Source organism: Listeria floridensis FSL S10-1187, from assembly GCF_000525875.1.
Lineage (GTDB): Bacteria > Bacillota > Bacilli > Lactobacillales > Listeriaceae > Listeria > Listeria floridensis.
In genome coordinates this window covers 1-19,971 of record NZ_AODF01000022.1, presented here as the reverse complement: position 1 = coordinate 19,971, position 19,971 = coordinate 1, and the positions used below count along the sequence as shown (strand labels likewise).

Annotated in this window: 11 protein-coding genes and 3 pseudogenes; 10 read left to right on the top strand and 4 right to left on the bottom strand. The window is 41.7% G+C overall.

Features of this window, described 5'->3' with window-relative positions:
- The 6 genes and pseudogenes from MFLO_RS09110 to MFLO_RS16420 form a co-directional block, all read left to right on the top strand.
- Positions 1-197: alpha/beta hydrolase fold domain-containing protein (locus MFLO_RS09110; RefSeq protein WP_036097639.1), on the top strand; the 197-nt coding region annotated here is incomplete at its 5' end.
- 529 nt (positions 198-726) lie between these two features.
- Positions 727-2,090 (top strand): annotated as a pseudogene (locus tag MFLO_RS09105) (PTS sugar transporter subunit IIC).
- A gap of 120 nt (positions 2,091-2,210) precedes the next feature.
- Positions 2,211-2,432 carry a hypothetical protein gene (locus tag MFLO_RS09100; RefSeq protein WP_036097637.1) on the top strand — a complete coding sequence of 74 codons (222 nt, stop codon included), beginning with the start codon at positions 2,211-2,213 and terminating at the stop codon, positions 2,430-2,432.
- Positions 2,433-2,541: 109 nt separating this feature from the next.
- Complete coding sequence (nifJ, locus tag MFLO_RS09095) at positions 2,542-6,279, top strand: pyruvate:ferredoxin (flavodoxin) oxidoreductase (RefSeq protein WP_036097636.1); 3,738 nt, start codon at positions 2,542-2,544, stop codon at positions 6,277-6,279.
- 423 nt (positions 6,280-6,702) lie between these two features.
- Positions 6,703-8,505 (top strand): HAD-IC family P-type ATPase, encoded by a 1,803-nt coding sequence (locus MFLO_RS09090; protein WP_241433606.1) that lies wholly within the window; start codon positions 6,703-6,705, stop codon positions 8,503-8,505.
- Complete coding sequence (locus tag MFLO_RS16420) at positions 8,475-8,789, top strand: hypothetical protein (protein ID WP_241433605.1); 315 nt, start codon at positions 8,475-8,477, stop codon at positions 8,787-8,789. Before MFLO_RS09090 ends, MFLO_RS16420 begins: the two co-directional genes overlap by 31 nt.
- Before the next feature lie 253 nt (positions 8,790-9,042).
- Here the strand turns inward: MFLO_RS16420 and MFLO_RS09085 are convergent.
- From MFLO_RS09085 to psiE, 3 genes and pseudogenes are all read right to left on the bottom strand, one after another.
- A pseudogene (locus tag MFLO_RS09085) lies at positions 9,043-11,003 on the bottom strand (fructose-1,6-bisphosphatase).
- Between the two features lie 133 nt (positions 11,004-11,136).
- Positions 11,137-12,201 (bottom strand): GGDEF domain-containing protein, encoded by a 1,065-nt coding sequence (locus MFLO_RS09080; protein WP_036097634.1) that lies wholly within the window; start codon positions 12,199-12,201, stop codon positions 11,137-11,139.
- A gap of 25 nt (positions 12,202-12,226) precedes the next feature.
- Positions 12,227-12,637, bottom strand: a complete 411-nt coding sequence (gene psiE / locus MFLO_RS09075) for a phosphate-starvation-inducible protein PsiE (RefSeq protein ID WP_036097633.1) — start codon at positions 12,635-12,637, stop codon at positions 12,227-12,229.
- A 307-nt stretch (positions 12,638-12,944) separates the two neighbouring features.
- On the opposite strand from psiE, the pseudogene MFLO_RS09070 reads away from it, so the two are divergent.
- Positions 12,945-14,673 (top strand): annotated as a pseudogene (locus tag MFLO_RS09070) (pyruvate oxidase).
- A 34-nt stretch (positions 14,674-14,707) separates the two neighbouring features.
- On the opposite strand, the gene MFLO_RS09065 reads toward MFLO_RS09070, so the two are convergent.
- Positions 14,708-15,580: a LysR family transcriptional regulator gene (locus MFLO_RS09065; RefSeq protein WP_036097632.1), complete on the bottom strand. Its 873-nt coding sequence runs from the start codon at positions 15,578-15,580 to the stop codon at positions 14,708-14,710.
- A 120-nt stretch (positions 15,581-15,700) separates the two neighbouring features.
- Between MFLO_RS09065 and MFLO_RS09060 the strand changes: the two genes are divergently transcribed.
- From MFLO_RS09060 to MFLO_RS09050, 3 genes are all read left to right on the top strand, one after another.
- Positions 15,701-16,672 (top strand): DMT family transporter, encoded by a 972-nt coding sequence (locus tag MFLO_RS09060; protein WP_036097631.1) that lies wholly within the window; start codon positions 15,701-15,703, stop codon positions 16,670-16,672.
- 145 nt (positions 16,673-16,817) lie between these two features.
- Positions 16,818-19,463 (top strand): cation-translocating P-type ATPase, encoded by a 2,646-nt coding sequence (locus MFLO_RS09055; protein WP_036097630.1) that lies wholly within the window; start codon positions 16,818-16,820, stop codon positions 19,461-19,463.
- A gap of 162 nt (positions 19,464-19,625) precedes the next feature.
- Complete coding sequence (locus tag MFLO_RS09050) at positions 19,626-19,919, top strand: hypothetical protein (RefSeq protein WP_036097628.1); 294 nt, start codon at positions 19,626-19,628, stop codon at positions 19,917-19,919.
- Positions 19,920-19,971: the final 52 nt, after the last annotated feature.

Here is a 19,971-nt window from a genome sequence, read left to right as displayed (position 1 = left end):
CAAAAGCTTTTGTTGCAACTGCTGAATATGATCCGCTTCGAGATCAAGGTGAGGCATATGCGAAAAAATTAAAGGACGCATCAGTCCCAGTATTTGCAAAACGACTAGATGGAGTTACACATGGTTTCCTTGAAACAGATTCAAAAGCTGCGGATGAAACGTACGAATTGATCAGTGAATTTTTAGATGAAAAATAGAGTGTTGCGAGCACCTGATTATGGTGCAAAAACAGAGCTGACAGAAAAAGGCAGCTCTGTTTTTTTTGTGCAGCTCATCATGAAAAATACCGCATGCCAATTTATTTTTCCAAATCAGTTGGACGCTGTGTCAATCAAGTTAGTCACATAAAATTCAAAAAGAATTCCAGAAGATGTTACTAAGTGACAATGCTTGCTGCGAAATACATGTTAGAATGAATCTCCTAACTTTTAGAAGTAGCGAAAATGGTCGTGTGTAATTTAATCGCACACATTTTAATTAAGTGTGTAATTCGGAAAAGTGTACGAAATGCTGGTTAACGCAAAGTAAATCTTGGAATAATATTTGCAATATACACTATTGGATTTTATATACTCTATTTTTAAAGAAGGAGGGCTGATTAATTATAGAAGGGTGAGTAGAGTCGTTTATTTTTGAAAGCCTTTTCATTTAAAAAGGGATTTGAGATAAAAAAGGGGAGCAGGCTCTTAAGAATGGACATACATCAAAGGAAAAGGGAGGATTAAGATGAATGGTTTGACTGCTTTTTTAGAAAAATATTTTGTACCCGTCGCAGCAAAAATTGGGTCACAAAAGCATCTAGTAGCATTACGTGATGCTTTTATTTCGACGATGCCGATTACGATGGCAGGTTCGATTGCCGTACTACTGAACGCCTTTTTTAGAGATTTTCCAACGGATTGGGGCTGGACAAAGTTTATTGAAGTAATGCAGCCTGTCGTGGATATTAACGGTTATGTGTATAATGGAACGCTCGCGATTGTCTCGATTATTTTTGCCTTTTCACTGGGATATAACTTGTCAAAGGTTTATAATGTGGATCGCTTAGCCGGTGGACTTGTATCACTTGTAGCTTTTGTTATGAACTTAACAGTGACTGTCAGCTTGGATACAGTGACTGGCGCGCTCAAAGCTGCCGATGCGAACTTTGATCCGTCTAGTTTGCCTAGCGAATTTGCTGGGATTTATGGCTTCTTTAATATGGGGCAGGTAAATGGAACGGGTCTATTCACCGCTATGATTTTTGGTTTCCTTTCAACTATTATTTATGCAAAATTGATGCTTCGCAAAATTACGATTAAAATGCCGGAATCGGTTCCGCCGGCAGTAAGTAAAGCTTTTGCCGCGATTATCCCGGCTCTTATTGCACTTTATGTTGTGGGGATTATTGATTGGGCATTCTTTAAAATTACGAATATGGATGTTATTTCTTGGATTTCTAAATCAATTCAAGAACCTCTGCTTGATTTGTCGCAAGGATACGGTGCAGTTCTACTCGTGACTTTCCTTGTTCAATTGTTGTGGTTCTTTGGGATTCACGGCCCGAATGTGCTGGCTCCAGTACTCGAATCACTTTGGGGAACAGCTCAACTGCAAAATATTTCGGCAGCGCAAGATAAAGCAGAGTTACCATTTGAATGGGTTCGCGGCTCGTTCGACTCGTATGTTTGGATGGGCGGATCAGGCGGAACAATTGTACTTATTATCGCTCTTTTGATTTTCTCGAAACGAGCAGATTCTAGGGCAGTAGCCAAGCTCTCGCTTGGACCAGGTATTTTTAATATCAATGAGCCGGTAATGTTTGGCTTGCCGATTGTACTTAATACGATTTATTTGATTCCATTTATCGTCGCACCGCTTGTGATGGTAACGATTGCGTACTTTGCGACAACGCTCGGAATTGTAAGTCCGGTTAAAATTGCGGTAGTTGGGTAATGCCGCCGCTTATTAACTCATTCCTCGCAACAGGTGGAGACTGGATGGCACCAGTGATATCACTAATCAACTTAATAGTCGCTTTTGTCATTTGGGTGCCGTTCGTTATCTCGGCCAATCGTGTCGGAGTGCCTGATGAAGAAATGAAAGAATAAAAAAAGATACGATTTCAGCTGGCGGGAATGTTTTCGTCAGCTGATTTGTTAGCTGGATTTGGCCAGAAGAAGGGTTACTACGACCGCTTTTTAACAATAAAATTTTGGGAGGTTTTTACTGTGATTATTATTAATTGTCCAATGAAACGTGATTATATTACGGAATTACTCGAAGCACATGATCAAGACGGGGTGACGTTTAAGAAAGTGAAGGAAGCTGGAATGAAAATGAGCTTCGAAACGAATATCGATGATGAAGAAAAAGCGGCGCGGATTGCGAAAGAGACGATCAAAGCAACAGAAATCGGATCCGTGTTGTATTTTCAAGTAACGGTGGAATAATAGCTGTCAAAATAAATCTTGAATCGGATTGAGAGTTTGGGTGAACTGGTGTAAAATGGACAGGAATATGTTTCATTCATAACTCTAGGAAGACTGGAAGTGCAAAAAAATGCGAAAACGGAAAACAATGGATGGGAATGCGGCAGCGGCTCATATTTCTTATGCTTTTACTGAGGTTGCGGCAATCTATCCGATAACACCTTCGTCGACGATGGCAGAACTGGTCGATGAATGGTCAGCTGGCGGAAAGAAAAATCTGTTCGGCGAAAAAGTGAAGGTAGTAGAGATGCAGTCAGAAGCTGGGGCAGCAGGAACGGTACACGGTTCGCTTAAAGCAGGAGCGCTCACAAGCACGTACACGGCGTCGCAAGGGTTGCTTCTTATGATTCCGAACATGTATAAAATTGCCGGAGAACTTTTGCCGACTGTTTTTCATGTTTCGGCGCGGACAATTTCAGCAGCGTCGCTGAACATTTTTGGCGATCACAGTGATGTGATGGCAGCACGGCAAACAGGGTTTGTGATGCTTGCGGAAGGCTCGGTTCAAGAGGTAATGGATTTGTCAGCTGTAGCTCACCTTGCTTCTCTTAAAGGCAGCTTGCCGTTTATTAATTTCTTTGATGGTTTTAGAACAAGTCACGAACTGCAAAAAATTGAGGTGCTGGAATATTCGGAACTGCGCGAGATGCTTGATCCAGAAGCGCTCGAAAAATTTAGAGCGCGCGCGATGACGCCAAATCGTCCAACGACTTCGGGATCAAACCAAAATCCAGACATCTTTTTCCAACAACGTGAGACGGTCAATCAGTATTATGAGGAAATTCCTGGGATTGTACGTGATTATATGAACGAAATCAATCTAAGACGTGGTACAAATTATGATCTCGTTAATTATTACGGAGATCCAAATGCGACGGATGTTATTGTTGCGATGGGTTCTGTGACACCTGTGATTGAGCAGGTGATTGATACGATGCGTCAGGAAGGAAAACGAGTTGGCTTACTGAACATTCGGCTATACAGACCGTTTCCGGCTGATGTGTTTTTAGAAAAAATGCCAAAAACTGTGGAGCGCGTTGCTGTGCTTGACCGGACAAAAGAACCCGGGGCAGGCGGAGAGCCGCTTCTCTTAGATGTTCAAAGCGCACTTTATCAATCAGAAACACGTCCGAGCGTGATCGGAGGACGATACGGCTTAGGTTCAAAAGATGTGACACCAGACCAGATACTGGGCGTTTATTCGCACCTAATGGCCGAAAATCCGAAACAGCGCTTTACGCTAGGGATTATTGATGATGTTACGCATCTTTCAATCCCAGGTGTTGGGAAGAAAGACTTGACAAGCATGGATACGATTCAGTGCAAATTTTATGGGTTCGGCTCTGACGGAACGGTTGGCGCGAATAAAGCGGCAATTAAAATTATTGGCGATAAAACGGACTTAAATGTTCAAGGCTATTTTTCGTATGATTCTAAGAAATCAGGCGGGCTTACGATTTCTCATTTGCGGTTCGGTCAAAATCGAATTCGCTCCGCTTACTTGATTCATGAACCGGATTTTGTTTCTTGTTCGACGGCTGCTTATGTGAACAGCTATGACCTTCTCAGTGGACTAAAAAAAGGTGGGACTTTCCTTCTGAATACGGTTTGGGAAGGCGAGCAGCTTGATCGGCATTTGCCTGCTAAAATGAAACGCTATATCGCGGAAAATGACATTCAGTTTTATACGATTAATGCGATTAAAATTGCGAATGAAGCTGGGCTTGGACGGCGGATGAACACAGTGATGCAAACGGCGTTCTTCAAATTGTCCAAGGTAATGGATTTTGATGAAGCATTTAACGAGTTGAAAGAAGCAGCGATTCGCACATACGGTAAAAAAGATATGCGTGTCGCTGAAAAGAATATCGCGGCTATGGATCAGACGCTTGCTTTCCTTAAAAAAGTGGAAGTTCCAGAAACTTGGAAAAATGTGGCTGTTGAAGCTAATGATGAAACGAAGTCAGATGCAAAACCGGCTTATGTCAAGCAGATTTTGGAACCAATGAATGCACTTAAGGGCGATGAGCTTTCGATTGGAATGTTGATTGAAAACGGTATGGCAGACGGCAGTTATCCCCAAGGAACAGCTGCTTATGAAAAACGCGGGATTGCGCTTGAAGTTCCAGAGTGGATCTCGGAGAACTGTACGATGTGCAACGAATGTGCCTTTGTTTGTCCACATGCGGCAATTCGGCCGATTTTAGCGAACGAGGAAGAACAAGAAGTGGCACCGGCAGGCTTTATAACGCGTGAGATGCGCGGGAAGGACGGTCTCGGGTACCGTATTCAAGTTTCGCCGATGGATTGCACCGGGTGCAATCTTTGTGCGCATACTTGTCCTGCAAAAGATAAGGCGCTTGTGATGAAGCCATTCGATGAAGTTGTGGAACAAGAAAGCGAAAACTGGGATTTTGCCATGTCAGTTTCGCCAAAGAAAAATCCTGGCAAAAAAAATACGCTACCTGGCAGTCAGTTTGAACAACCACTTCTTGAATTCTCTGGCGCTTGTGCGGGTTGCGGCGAGACGCCTTATGTCAAACTGCTTACGCAAATGTTCGGTGATCGGATGATGATCGCAAATGCAACGGGTTGTTCATCAATTTGGGGGGCCTCTGCTCCTGCCACGCCTTACACGGTAAATCACGAAGGACACGGCCCTGCTTGGTCGAACTCGCTGCTTGAAGATAATGCAGAATACGGCTTCGGTATGTATCTTGCAAACAAAACGATGCGCGAAGCTTTGATGAAAGAAGTGAATGCAGTGCTTCTAGAAGCAGACCTTTCTGACAATTTACGCCATGCATTTGACGCGTGGAAAGAAGGGTTTAATGTCGGGGAAGGAACGCGTGATCGGGCAGAAGACTTGCAACTTGCTCTTTTGGCTGAGATGAACGGAAAAGAAGCACTGGAACAAATTTATGAAAAACGTGATCTCTTTATTAAACGCTCGCAGTGGATGATCGGCGGCGACGGCTGGGCCTACGATATCGGCTTTGGCGGAATTGATCATGTGCTTGCAAGCGGCGAAGATGTCAACATGCTTGTGATGGACAATGAAGTCTACTCGAATACCGGCGGACAGTCTTCTAAGGCAACTCCAATGGCGGCTATTGCGAAGTTTGCGGCTTCTGGAAAACGCCTCGGCAAGAAAGATCTTGGCTTTATGGCGATGAGCTATGGCAATGTGTATGTTGCGCAAGTTGCGATGGGAGCGAATAAAAAACAAATGATCAAAGCGTTTGAGGAAGCTGAGAAATTTGATGGTCCTTCTCTGATCATCGCTTACACGCCTTGTATTGCCCACGGGATTTCTGCAGGAATGAAGACGATGCTGACTGAGACTGACAAAGCTGTGGAATGCGGTTACTGGAACTTGTATCGCTATAATCCGGATCTACTTGAAAAAGGAAAAAATCCAATGGCGATGGACTTTAAGAAACCAAATTTTGGACTTTTCCTTGATTTCTTGAAGCGGGAAACGCGTTTTTCTGCTCTTTATAAATCAAATCCGGATGTGGCGAAAGAAATTTTCGAAGGAACGCGTGCCGATGCGCTCAGACGTTTTAAACGCTATGCGCAAATGGCGGGGCTTGATTTAGCGAAAGTACTGCCGGAACAAAATGTATCGGTGGAAGCTCGAGCTGCAAGTTCCGATAAACCGAAACTGAGCGAGGAAGAAAAAGAACAAAGAAAACTCGCTCGGCAGAAGGCGCGGGCAGAGAAACCGGTTGATCCAGAGCGCGAAGCGCGGAAGAAAGCACGTGAGGAGCGCCGGAAAGCAAAACAAAACGAGCAAGAACAATAGTAAGTTAAATTCCCTCAAAGCCGACTTGGTTTCGAGGGAATTTTGTTTATCCAAGTCAAACAGAAAAAAGCTCTGTAGTTTACAAGTAAAAAGGATAGATTCATTTTTAAATATCTGCTATTTTAGAAGAAAGGGTATATTTCACTGAAGGAAGCGTGATGGATTTGGAAGAAAAAAAAAGTAGAACAGAGGAAGGATCTAAATCCACATATTGGTCTAACGGAACAAGACGTTTCAAAGCGTGTTCAGGCTGGACTTAAAAACCATGCCTTAAAACCGCTAACGAGAAGTATTAAGCGCATTTTCGCCGATAACACGCTCACACTTTTTAATTTAATCAATGCAACGATTGCCTGCTTTATTATTTATACGGGCAGCTATAAAAATCTATTATTTCTAGGTGTAGCACTATGTAACACTGCGATGGGGATTTTCCAAGAAATTCGTGCGAAACGTCAAGTTGATAAACTCACAATCCTTACGCAAGGCAAAGTCAGTGTTATTCGAGACGGAAAAGAACGTGAAATCGAACAGGAAGATCTCGTGCTGGATGATGTGATGGTGCTACGACGCGGGGATCAAGCATGTGCAGACGGAGTTGTACTTGAAACAACTGGCGTGGAAGTGGATGAATCGCAGCTTACCGGTGAGGCAGATGCCGTCATGAAAGAACGAGGTTCAGAAGTGTTATCCGGAAGCTTTATTTTAAGCGGAACGGCTTATGTGCAAGCCGTCAAAATTGGTGCCGACAGTTTTGTTTCACAGCTTTCACTAGAAGCTAAGCAAGAAAAGACAGCTTACAGCGAACTGCTGCGTGCGATCAAAACGATTATCAAGGTATTAGCCTTTATTATCGTTCCGCTCGGCGTAATTTTGTTCTTTTCACAGCTTTCAAAAAGCGGAGATATCAATGCGTCGATTTTAGGAACAGCCGCTGCGATGATCGGAATGATCCCAGAAGGGCTTGTGCTCCTGACTTCGATTGCTCTTGCAGTTGGTGTAGTCAACCTTGCAAGGCAGAAAGTGCTTGTAAAAACGATGCCGGCGATCGAAACGCTTGCACGTGTTGATGTGCTTTGTCTCGATAAAACGGGAACAATCACGAACGGCAACTTACAGGTAAGAGAAATTTTACCTGAATCGGGTTATCATGCAAAAGAACTTGAAGAGGGAATTTCCGCTGTCATTTATGCGTTAAAAGATAATAATTCTACCAGTCTGGCGCTTCAAAATAGCTTTAAAACGGACCCAGAATGGGAAACGACGGCTTTATTTCCATTTTCTTCGGATAAAAAATGGAGTGGGGCTTCTTTTTTAAATCGTGCCACATATTTAATTGGAGCGCCTGAGTTCATCTTCGACGACTTGCCGGCTGAAAAAACGCAGCAAATAAGCGGATATGCTGAAGCAGGCTATCGTGTCCTTTGTTTGGCTAAAAGGGCAGATGGCGCTAAAGAAGAAGCAAGTGAACTTGAGCTTGTCGGATTGGTTCTTCTTACAGATGAACTGCGAGAAGAAGCACGTGCCACATTCCGCTACTTTAAAGAGCAAGACGTATCAATTCGCGTTATTTCAGGAGATAATCCTGCCACTGTTTCAAATGTGGCTCAGCAAGCCGAAATCGAAGGCAGCGATCGCTATGTCGATATGAGTAAACTCGGTGATGATACGGACTTTGGCGAACTTGTTCAAAATTATATTGTCTTTGGTCGAGTAACACCGCATCAAAAGAAGCATCTTGTTCAAGCGTTCCAAGCGGAAGGTCACACGGTTGCAATGACGGGTGACGGGGTCAATGACGTACTCGCTTTAAAAGAATCAAATTGCAGTATTGCTATGGCAGAAGGTAGCGATGCCTCGAAAAGCGTCGCAGACTTTGTCCTCATCAATAATAATTTCGATTCGATGATCAGTGTATTAAAAGAAGGCAGGCGCGTTATCAATAATATCGAGCGTGTTGCCTCACTTTACTTAATTAAAACGATTTACTCTGTTATCCTGACAATTATCTACACATTTATTTCAAGCCGTTATCCATTTCAGCCGATTCAACTCAGCCCAATTTCATCGCTTACAGTCGGAATCCCATCGTTCTTCCTAGCGATTAAACCCAACTACAAGCGTATCCAAGGCGAGTTTTTTGAAAAAAAGTGTTGCATAATGCGCTACCCGCCGCAATTTGTGTCGTCACCTACGTGCTTGTCATCAATATGCTTGGCGGGCTGACTCATTTAAGTTTTGCACAAACATCGACGCTCAGCGTACTTTTGACAGGAACGGTTTGTTTTACGACTTTAATTACCGTTGCAAAACCATTTGATTTGAAAATTAAAATCTTGATTACACTCTTGATGACTGCATTTGTCATGCTGTTCCTGTTTGCGGGTGGGATTTTCAATCTGGCATCGCTCGCAAATGTCAACATGGTTATGATCTATGTACCGCTTATCGTGAGTGTCTATCCGCTCTTTCACTTTATTCGGGCGATTATGCTCCGTTTCGTTAAATAGCAATGAGATAAATAAAAAAGCAGCTCCGCGGAGCTGCTTTTTTACATCCACCTAAAATCTGTGGGAATCTTAGGTGTTGGGGATTTGTAATAGATAATCTTTTCCGAGAATGAAAAAGGACTAGCTATCTTTCTATTATAGCGAATTTACAAGAAGTTGCATCTGCAAATTATTATTATTTTTTTGAGAAGACTTTAAAAACCGCATCAGAACTCCGTTTAGCCAATTTGTGAACGTTTTATGACATTTTCGCTCAGCTTGTTTCGTTCAAGTAGCCTTTGCGATAAGCTTCGAGCAGCTCTTTCAATTCTTCGGCTTGGCGAATTAATTCCTTGCCGTTATCAGTATCGCGCACGAGTTTTCGTTCAATTTCTGTTTCGATAACTTGCCGTGTTGATAAAATATCCGTTTCATTTTTGATCGCTTCTTCTGTTGAAGTAAATGGCTGGTGACTGACAAGTTGGAGTCCGTAACTGTTAAAGAGCAGTGTATATCCGGCAAGTCCAGTTGTTTTGTGATAAGCCGGAGAAAAGCCACCATCAATCACAAGCATTTTACCATCCGCTTTAATCGGGCTTTCGCCTTTGCCTTCCTTGACCGGCGTATGTCCGTTAATGATGTGGCCGCAAGGATCAAGACCGAATTCACGCAAAATCATATCGCAGGTTTCCGGCTTGTTGCGCAGTTCATAATAGGGGTTTTTTTTGCTCCAGATGTGTTTCTTTTTCTGCCACAAAGTAACGTTCAAAAGTCGTCATCTCACTTTTGCCGAACAAAGAAGAAACCGGTCCTGTCCACAAATACCAAGTAACATCAAGTGCATATTCCTTTTCCTTTGTACCGGAATTGCGGAAATAACCTTCACGGGCAATTTGTTCAAATTGAATAAACAATTCCTTCCCGGAATAATTCTTACCGTGCAGTTCGAGCTCCATAAAACTGCCGTCTGAGTTAAGCGGAATACAGCCATGGTATAGCAGATTGCCATTATAAGTTAAGAACATACTACCTTTAGAATATAAAAACTGAACATGTTTTTGTAAGCGTTCACAGTTTTTTAAAAGAAGCTACTAACTTTTGAATTAATTCCAGCTCTTCTTTGCTGAGCGCATATGGATCATCTGGGTTAATCGTTGGAAAGTTTTTTTCGAGAAGCGTGTAACGTTTCCCCTTAAGGTCGATTGTTCCGTTTGCGTAATTGATGAAATTCAACACTTTACGACCTTCCATTGCAAATTCAGGATGCCGGTCAATAATTGGTCCTTCGAGTTTAAACTGAATAATCGAAATAGCTTTATGCATCCGGGAAATTTGAGTGATTTCCGCATTGCTGTATTCCAGGTTTTCTTCATTTTTCGGCTGGAAAAATTCACAAGGATCATCCCCGTAAACCTCATCCGCAAAAAGAGCGAGCGGACGAAGCGAAATGCCGTAGCTGTCCTCTAAAATATCCAAATTGAGATAGCGCGCTGAAATTCGGACGACATTGGCCAAGCAAACCGCTGAACCGGCTGCAGCACCCATCCAAAGCATGTCATGGTTGCCCCACTGAAAATCAAGCGAATGATAGTTCATCAGTGTGTCCATGATTTTATCCGGATACGGTCCTCGGTCGTAAACATCACCGACGATGTGCAAATGGTCGACGACAAGGCGCTGAATGAGTTTCGACAAAGCGGCAATAAATTCTTTAGCACGATCAAGTTCGATAATACTTTCGAGAATCTCTTCATAATAGAGCCTCTTATCATCTTCATTGTAGTTTTCGTGCAACAATTCTTCGAGTATGTAAGCAAAATCTTCTGGCATCGCTTTGCGCACTTTAGAACGCGTGTATTTGGAAGAAACGTACTGACAAAGTTCAACGAGCCGAAATAACGTATCCTTAAAAAATGGATTGGGGTCATCGAGCTCCGCGAGTAGCAAATCGATCTTTTGCTCCGGATAGTAGACGATTGTTGCCAAGGTATTGATCTCTTCGTCACTTAATTCTTCCGAAAAAACATCGCGGATTTTTCGCTTGACGACACCTGAGCCATTTCGAAGCACTTGTTCAAAAGCGCTGTATTCGCCGTGAATATCACTTAAAAAGTGTTCCGTTCCTTTCGGCAAATTAAGAATAGCTTCTAAGTTTGTGATTTCTGTTGCCGTTTTAGCAATCGTCGGGTAATTTTTTGCCAACAGACGTAAATACTTCAGACCTTTTTGATCCAAGTTTCATCGACCTCCAGAATGTTATATTGGTATAGTTTTATACTATCATAGTATATCTTATAGAATATGTTATATCAACAAACTGGATTGTTTTTTAAAATGAATTGGTCTATACATTTTCAAGAGTGGTGTGCTAAATCTTGGTTTTTTTGTCTTCATATAATTTTTGGTCGACCATTCGGTATAGTTCGTTAGCTGAAATCCCTGGAAAAGCTTGGGCAGCCCCAACAGATGTAGATAAAGAAAGTGTTTCATTATTCGGCAAGTCAATAGCAATCGTTTTAATTTCATTTTTGATAGTACGCTTAGCCGCTTCGATGTTGAACGGAGAACTGTAATCAAGCACAATTGCAAATTCATCACCGCCAAGCCGGTAAACGGAATCGGGATACATTCTTGTTAATTTTTCAGCAAACAGCTTCAATGCCAAATCGCCAATGTCATGACCATATTGATCGTTAATCAATTTAAAATGATCAATATCAAGTAAAAACAAGTAGAACCGATTTTGTTTGCATAGTTGTTCGATTCGTAAATCATACGAATAACGGTTGCCGATTTTTGTAAGGAAATCAAATTTGGAGGTTTGTTCGAAGAAGTTGAAACGTTTCCCGATTTTCGTTAGGTCAGTCACAATGTAATAACAAGTGAAGGCACCTAACACAGAGTAAATAACAATTTCAAAAAGAATGGAGTTTGTTGTGCTTGGAATAATTAAGACACTTGCAAAAACGAGCGGAATATAAGTTGCAGCAAAAATGATCAGAAGTCGCACGAGTTCGCTGTTATACCGCTTCACAAGTGGCATTACGATGAGCTGAATTATAGCGGTGCCTAAGTACATCAGCAAGTAGGTTGTAGCGATTTCCGGATCGTTCGCTAAGAAACGTTCAACGCCAATAATCAAGCTCGTGAAAAAAGCTGTAGGAGCACCAAAATAGAAGAAGTTCAAGATGATAAAAATCCATTCCAAATCAACAATACGATAGCCGCCGGCAGATAGTGAGATATTCATCAAAAAGAAGCCGAATATCGCACTGAAAAGTACAGCCATAAACTTGATTTGAAAATCAGGCTGACGATTAAATTGGAACTGAGTGACCCTTGCAAGCAGAAAATAACCGAATACAAGCACTGATATATTGGCAAAACCAAAACTAAGTGTACGAAGAAAATCAAAAAAATCGATCAGAATCACCTCTTTAAAATAAAAAAAAGCGGCTTTACTCGCGCTTTAAAAGTTTCGTGTTCGCGAGATAAAGAGCCGCAACTAAAAGTAAGATTGAACCAGCTAAAATGAGTGTCGCAAGCGCATCAGAGTGATCGACAATAATAAGCCTGACAATCGCAGTGATCCCAATGTAGATAAAGTAACGCAGCGGAAAATGATAGCCAGATTTAAAATATTTAATGATAAGCGCGATAAACTCGAAATAAAGAAAGAAAATCAAAATATCTTCGATCATGTCATAGTACGACGTAACCGAATCTTTTACAAATAAGTTTGTAAAAATCATGAATGATTCGCGAATTAAAAACACAACTAGCGTCATTCCAACGAGAATCAAACCGATATTGAGTGTAAGCTGAAGAAAGAGCGGGACATATTTATTGATTTTCGTTAAAAATTTCATAGATAACCTCCTAGTCTATTCCTATTGTTACTCTTAGTCTAAATGTCGAGCTGAATGTAGTCAAGTTCAATGTATACAAGGATAAAAAAAGGTTGGCAAAAAGACTTGCATCCACATAGAAGCTCTTGCCTTATAAATGATTTAGGAAAGAAAAAAATGAACATGTTTACATCAAATAATGAATTTCCAAGTTATGTTTACATTGAAGCTAGAAAATGTGAATTTCTGAAAAAATGTTTCAGAAAACCAATTTATGGCAACACAATATAAGAGAGAAGACAATTTCAGATAGGAAAGGACAGTTGAGATGAAAACAAAAGGCAGTGAAGTGTTAGTAGAAGTACTTAAAAATTGGGGAGTAGATCATGTTTACGGATTACCTGGTGATTCGATTGATACCGTCGTTGAAGCGCTTAGGAAAGAACAAGAACAGATTGATTTTATCCACGTACGTCATGAGGAAGTAGCGACTCTTGCGGCGGCTTCCTATGCGAAGTTGACAGGGAAAATCGGTGTAGCACTTGCAATTGGAGGGCCAGGTGCCATTCACCTTTTGAACGGAATGTATGATGCTAAACTCGACCGAGTACCGATGCTCGTTTTAGCCGGTCAAGTCACAACAGAATTCGCCAATACCAAATATTTTCAGGAAGTAGACCTGCCGAATTTATTTAGTGACGTAGCCGTATATAACAAGCAAATTGAGTCGGCTGACACGATCGCTGAAGTGACAGACCAAGCGATTGAAACGGCTTATCGTGAAAATGGGGTTGCTGTCCTCACAATTCCAAACGACATCTTAACCAAAAATATTCCATCGAAGGCGCTACAAAAAAGAGACTATCATCCAGTGCGTCCAGTAGTAGATGCTCGAAAACTTGATGAAGCTGTGGAACTTCTTCACGCGGCAAAAAAACCTGTTATCCTTGCTGGGGCAGGTACAATGGGTGCTAAAGATGAACTGCAGCGCTTTGCAGAAAAATGGAGTATCCCGACAATCATTACATTGCGCGCGCGCGGCGCATTATCCGACAGCCATCCTAATTACTTAGGAAATATCGGGAAAATCGGCACAAAACCTGCCTATGAAGCTATGCAAGAAGCAGATTTGCTACTAATGCTTGGAAATGATTATCCTTACGTAGATTACTTGCCGAAAAAGTCGATTCCGTGTATTCAAGTTGATATTGATCCAAGTATTATGAGTAAACGTTATCCGGCAAGCGTTGAAATTGTTGGAGATATGCGTGAAGTTTTAGCAGATTGGAATGAACGTACAGAAGGCGTTTCAGACCGCCCATTCCTAAAAGCCTGCCAAAACAACATGGAAAATTGGAACAAATGGATGCAAGAAGATGAAGAGAAGGATAGTAAACCACTTGCACCAGAAGCTGTCATGGCAGAAATTAAAAAAAATTGCGACACCAGAAACCATTTTTTCAATTGATGTAGGAACATCAACCGTGTGGAGTACTCGCTACTTACACATTGGAACAGAGAATCGCTTTTTAACCTCGGCTTGGCTTGGAACATTGGGTTGCGCACTGCCCGGTGCCATAGCTGCAAAGCGCGCTTATCCAGATAAGCCAGTCATAGCACTAACAGGCGATGGTGGATTTTCGATGGTGATGCAAGATTTTGTAACAGCCGTCCACTACAAAATGAAAATGATCGTGATCGTCTTAAACAATCAAGAACTATCCTTCATCAAATACGAACAGCAATCGGCTGGCGAATTAAATTATGCAATCGACTTGCCGAACATTGATTACGCGGGATTCGCAGAAAATTGCGGTGGCAAAGGGTATCATGTTGAAACACGCGAGGAACTGGAACGAGCTTTAGAAAAGGCAGAACAAGATAATGTTCCAGTGATTATCGACGCTTACGTTGATCCTGATGCAGCACCGCTTCCGGGTAAAATTGTTTGGGAGGAAGCAAAAGGCTATTTAAGTTTTGAGGGTAAAGAATTAAAAGAAAAACACCGCATTGCTAAAATGCCACCCCTTAAAACAATTATCAGACGATTTTCTTAGTAAGCGAACAAAAGATGAAGCGCCGGCCGGCGCTTCATCTTTTGTTGTTCATCTGCATCAAAAAACTTAAAAAGCGTTTAGCAGCATCTGTTAAGAAACCTTGTTTTTTATAAACCGCATAAACTGTTCGTTCGAGTTCAAGCGGATAAACCCGGATGTGGGTTAAATGACGAACAACAGATTGTGGCACAATAGCGATTCCAATATTAGCTTCAACAAGTCCAAGGATACTTGCGATCTCGAGCCCGTCAATCGTGCGGGCAAAAACAGCTTTATGCTTTGCTAAATATTGATCCACAAGCAAACGGGTAGAAGTACCTCGGTCAAAGTGAATGAAAGTATCCTGAGTAAATGTGCTGAAATCAAAATCTGATTGAGGGGACAAGGGATGTTCATGCGACAAAAGCAGAACCATCTTTTCTGTAGCAATTGGAAAAGCAGTCAAACTTGTATCCGTTGTTTCCTTCACCGCAAGCCCGATCTCAAGCTCGTCACTTTTCACAAGCTCAAGTAGTTCGTTTGTTCTTGATTCACGAAATGAAAATTGATTTTTAGGATGGGCTTGTCGAAAACCCTTTAATAACTCAGGAACAAAAGAAAAACCAAGAGTATGTGTAAAACCAAGCGTAATCATCCCAAAATCGGGATCAGCCAAATGCAGCAGTTCTTTTTGCGCAAAAGCCAATTTTTCCGTTAAATCAAGAGCACGGTGATAAAACTGTCTGCCGAAATGATTCAGCTTAATTCCTCGCCCCGTTCGATCAAATAACAGAACACCAAGCTCGCTTTCAAGATTTTGAATCGCTCGACTAAGCGCAGATTGCGATAAATCGAGCCGTTCAGAAGCAAGCGTCAAATGCTCCGTTTCCGCTGTAACGATAAAGTAGTGCAACTGATTAAAATCCATTTTTAAACCTCCGTTATGCAAAAAACACATCAATGTATTCTAATTAATGATTTGTTTACAATTATTTTTAAGTATACAATATAAATGAAATTGATAAAAAGAGATAAGAGGCTTAAAAACATGAAAAAAGGTTATCTATACATTCTATTAGCGACTTTTCTATTCAGCACCATGGAAATTGCAATTAAAATTTCTGGGAGCACCTTCAATCCAGTTGAATTAAATTTTCTACGCTTTTTAATTGGAGGAATAATCTTACTTCCGCTTGCCCTTAAGCGCTGGCGCAACGAAGAGCGGCGCTTCACTCTGAAAACATTCGGTTTTTTTGCTCTGACCGGATTTTTCTGCATCGTCGTAAGCATGACCTTCTTTCAACTCGCAATTGGCTACACCAAGGCTTCAACCGTCGCGATTCTTTTCAGCTGCAACCCCGTTTTCGTTTTAATCCTAGCTGCTGTTTTTTTACGGGAAAAGCTAACTCGACTAGTCGTGCTGTCGCTCTTTGTGAGCCTTGGCGGAATTTTGATCATCATGAACCCATTTTCCCTTAGCGACCCAATTGGCCTTACGCTCGCTCTACTCGCTGCCGTCTTTTTCGCCGTTTACAGCGTAATCAGCCGTTATGGAACAAAAAAATGGCGTTACGGCGGGATCGAAACAACTTGCTTTTCCTTTCTGATCGGTGCTTTTGAACTTGGATTTCTCATGCTGCTTAGCCACATTCCATCCATTGCTAATTTTCTATCCACAAGCGGCTTTGCAGTTTTCAGCCGCATCCCATTTCTATCCGGCGTTACACTTGAAAGCATGCCAATGCTACTTTACCTTGGAGTTGGCGTGACCGGAATCGGCTTTGCTAGTTATTTTCTTGCAATGGAAGAAACAAGCCTTACGCTTGCTTCGCTCGTGTTCTTCATCAAGCCGGCACTTGCACCAATTCTTGCATTATTCATTTTACATGAACCCATTACATTTGAAACTTCAGCAGGTATCCTTGTTATTTTGCTTGGCTCGCTGTTAACCTTTATATCTGGACGAGAAGTCCCCAAAATTATTTCGAAAAAAGAAGAAAATCCGCATTTCCGTTCTTGAACGATCAAGGACGGTTTTACTCTTTCTATAGAGGGAAATACGAATGTTAAGATTGTGTAAATTAATTTAGCATTGTTAGAAGCTGACCATAGAAATTGCTATACTTAAAAGATAAGGATAATTTTGGAAGGAGCTGTCCCAATTCTTGGAACCGTATAAAAAAACTGCCGCTGCTGTTTTGGAAGAGCAGGAAACAAGCCAAAACGGTCTAACGAGCGACACTGTCAAAGATCGACTTCAGACCTTTGGCTATAACGAATTGAAACAAAAAAAGAAAGTTCCGCTTTGGAAGTTGTTTCTAGAAACCTTTCGTGATCCAATGGTAATTGTACTTGTGATTGCTGCACTCGTTCAACTTGTGCTAGGAGAAGTGATCGAATCTATCATTATTTTCGTCGTATTAATCATAAATGCGATTATCAGTGTCGTTCAAACAAGAAAAGCCGAAAGCTCGCTCGATGCACTGCGAGAAATGTCAGCGCCGACAGCAAAAGTGATTCGGGATAACGAAAAACAAACTATTCACGCACGAGAAGTCGTTCCTGGCGATATTGTTTTGCTGGACGCTGGCGATTACGTACCAGCAGATGGGCGTCTGCTTGAAAGCGGCTCACTCAAAGTTGATGAAGGAATGCTCACTGGTGAATCTGAAACCGTAGAAAAAATAACAGAACCGCTCTCAGAAGACGTAGGGATCGGTGACAGAATCAATATGGTATATAGTAGTTCGCTTGTTGCTTATGGACGAGGAACAGTCGTCATCACATCAACTGGGGCAAATACCGAAATTGGAAAAATTGCCGGTCTGCTTGAAACAGCTGAGGCTAAACAAACACCGCTCCAACAAAAATTAGAAAGTTTTAGTAAAAAATTGGGGTTAGCCATTCTGGTGCTTTGTATACTGATTTTCGCCGTGGAGGCGGGCCGAATTTTCCTTGGAGCGAACTCGCAAATTGATACCACACAAGCGATTTTGAATGCCTTCATGTTTGCTGTAGCAGTTGCCGTGGCAGCCATCCCTGAGGCCTTATCATCAATTGTCACCATCGTGTTATCCGTCGGTACAAATAAAATGGCAAAACAACATGCCATTATTCGCAAACTGCCGGCCGTTGAAACACTTGGCTCAACCAGTGTAATTTGTACCGATAAAACAGGTACCCTTACACAAAATAAAATGACCGTAGTAGACTATTATTTGCCTGACGGAACAAAAGCGAGCTTCCCAGATGAACCGGAAAAATGGACAGAAGCAGAAAGACGTTTAATTTACATTGCAGTACTTTGCAATGATTCAGCGATCAACGAAGAAGGCAAAGAACTTGGCGATCCAACCGAAGTAGCGCTACTTTCATTCAGCCAAGCTAAAAATCAAGATTACAATGAAATTCGTAACTCCTTTATGCGTGAAACAGAAATACCATTTGACTCTGACCGCAAATTGATGTCAACCGTTCATACCTTCGATGGACATAAAGCGATGCTTACAAAAGGTGGACCGGATGTAATGTTCAGCCGTGCCAAATATATCTATCAGAATGGTACAGAAGTTCCAATCACACCAGTTATCTTGGAAAACTTGCAAGAAACCAATGAGAACTTTTCAAAACAAGCACTCCGCGTACTCGCTTATGGCTACAAACGTCTTCCAGAAAATAAAACCGAAATCACACTTGAAGATGAACATGACCTCGTCCTAGTCGGGCTCACAGCTATGATTGACCCGCCGCGTGAAGCCGTATATGCCTCAATTGAAGAAGCCAAAAAAGCCGGTATCCGCACCGTCATGATTACAGGTGATCATAAAACAACCGCGGAGGCTATCGGACGAGATATCGGGCTTGTCGAGCAAGACGACTTTGCTGTCACTGGACAAGAACTAGACGCAATGAGCGAAGTAGAACTAGAACAGAAACTTGAACATATAGCTGTATATGCACGTGTTTCACCGGAAAACAAAATCCGAATTGTTCGAGCTTGGCAGAAAAAGAATAAAATTACTGCAATGACCGGAGATGGAGTAAACGATGCACCAGCACTCAAACAAGCAGATATCGGCGTGGCGATGGGTAGTGGAACGGATGTGGCTAAAGATGCTGCCGCTATGATATTAACCGATGATAACTTTGTTTCGATTGTCGATGCGGTCGAAGTTGGACGTACCGTTTTTGACAACATTAAAAAAGCGATCAGTTATTTGTTTGCCGGAAATCTAGGAGCTATTATTGCCATTTTATTCGCTTTGATCATGAATTGGGTGAATCCTTTTACAGCTCTGCAATTGCTGTTTATCAACTTAGTTAACGATTCGCTTCCAGCAATAGCACTTGGTATGGAAAAAGCGGAACCAGATGTGATGAAACGAAAACCACGCAATATGAGTGAAGGAATATTTGCCGGCGGTACGATGCGAGCTGTTCTGATTCGTGGTATTTTGATCGGTGCGGCCGTGATTGTTTCACAGTTTATCGGTTTAGGAATTAGTCCTGAAATGAGTGTTGCGATGGCCTTTACAACTTTAATTCTAGCACGTACACTTCAAACCTTTGCAGCACGTTCAAATACACAAACTGCGTTTGGAGCAGGTTTCTTCTCAAATAAATTTGTGATCGGCGCTGTATTGCTTTGCTTTGTCCTTTATGCAGTTACAATCATTCCTGGAATACGTGAAATATTTTCGATTCCTGCAAATTTTGGACTGTATGAATGGGGAATTGCTACAGCTCTTGCATTAGCATCTGTTATTTTGATGGAAATTTTCAAGTTAATTACGAAGCGATTTGTAAAATAAATACCGTTCTTGGGCTATTCTGACCCAAGGACGGTATTTTTTTCATGATTTTTGTTTAATTTTCAGAAAGGTTCATTAAATTGTCACAGATTTTCGAAACAAAGGGTGTTAAAATGAAGGAAGAGAAAAAGAACACTTAAAAATAAGTGGAGGATGATGAAAATGAGCAACGAGAGAGAAAGTACAAGTGAAGAGCTTTCGAGACTTTTGCGAGAAGAACATTCTTTGAAACGGGACTTGATCAAATTGAAAGCAGAGTTTAATCAACTAGAAGAACTTCGTAAATTAGTTTTCACAACTTCGTTCAGTCGAGAAAGCTTTGCAGTTGAAGTAGAGAACGCTACTCTCACAAAAGTGATTGCTGAACGGATTGATAAAGCTTATGAGGAGAAGCAAAAAAGCCTTTTATACAGAAGCCAAAAAATATTTGGATACTTTTCTCGGACAATTGATTGAAGAAGAAAACTTTACTGGGCGCCGTTTATTTCAAGTTCAGACAGAAAAAAAA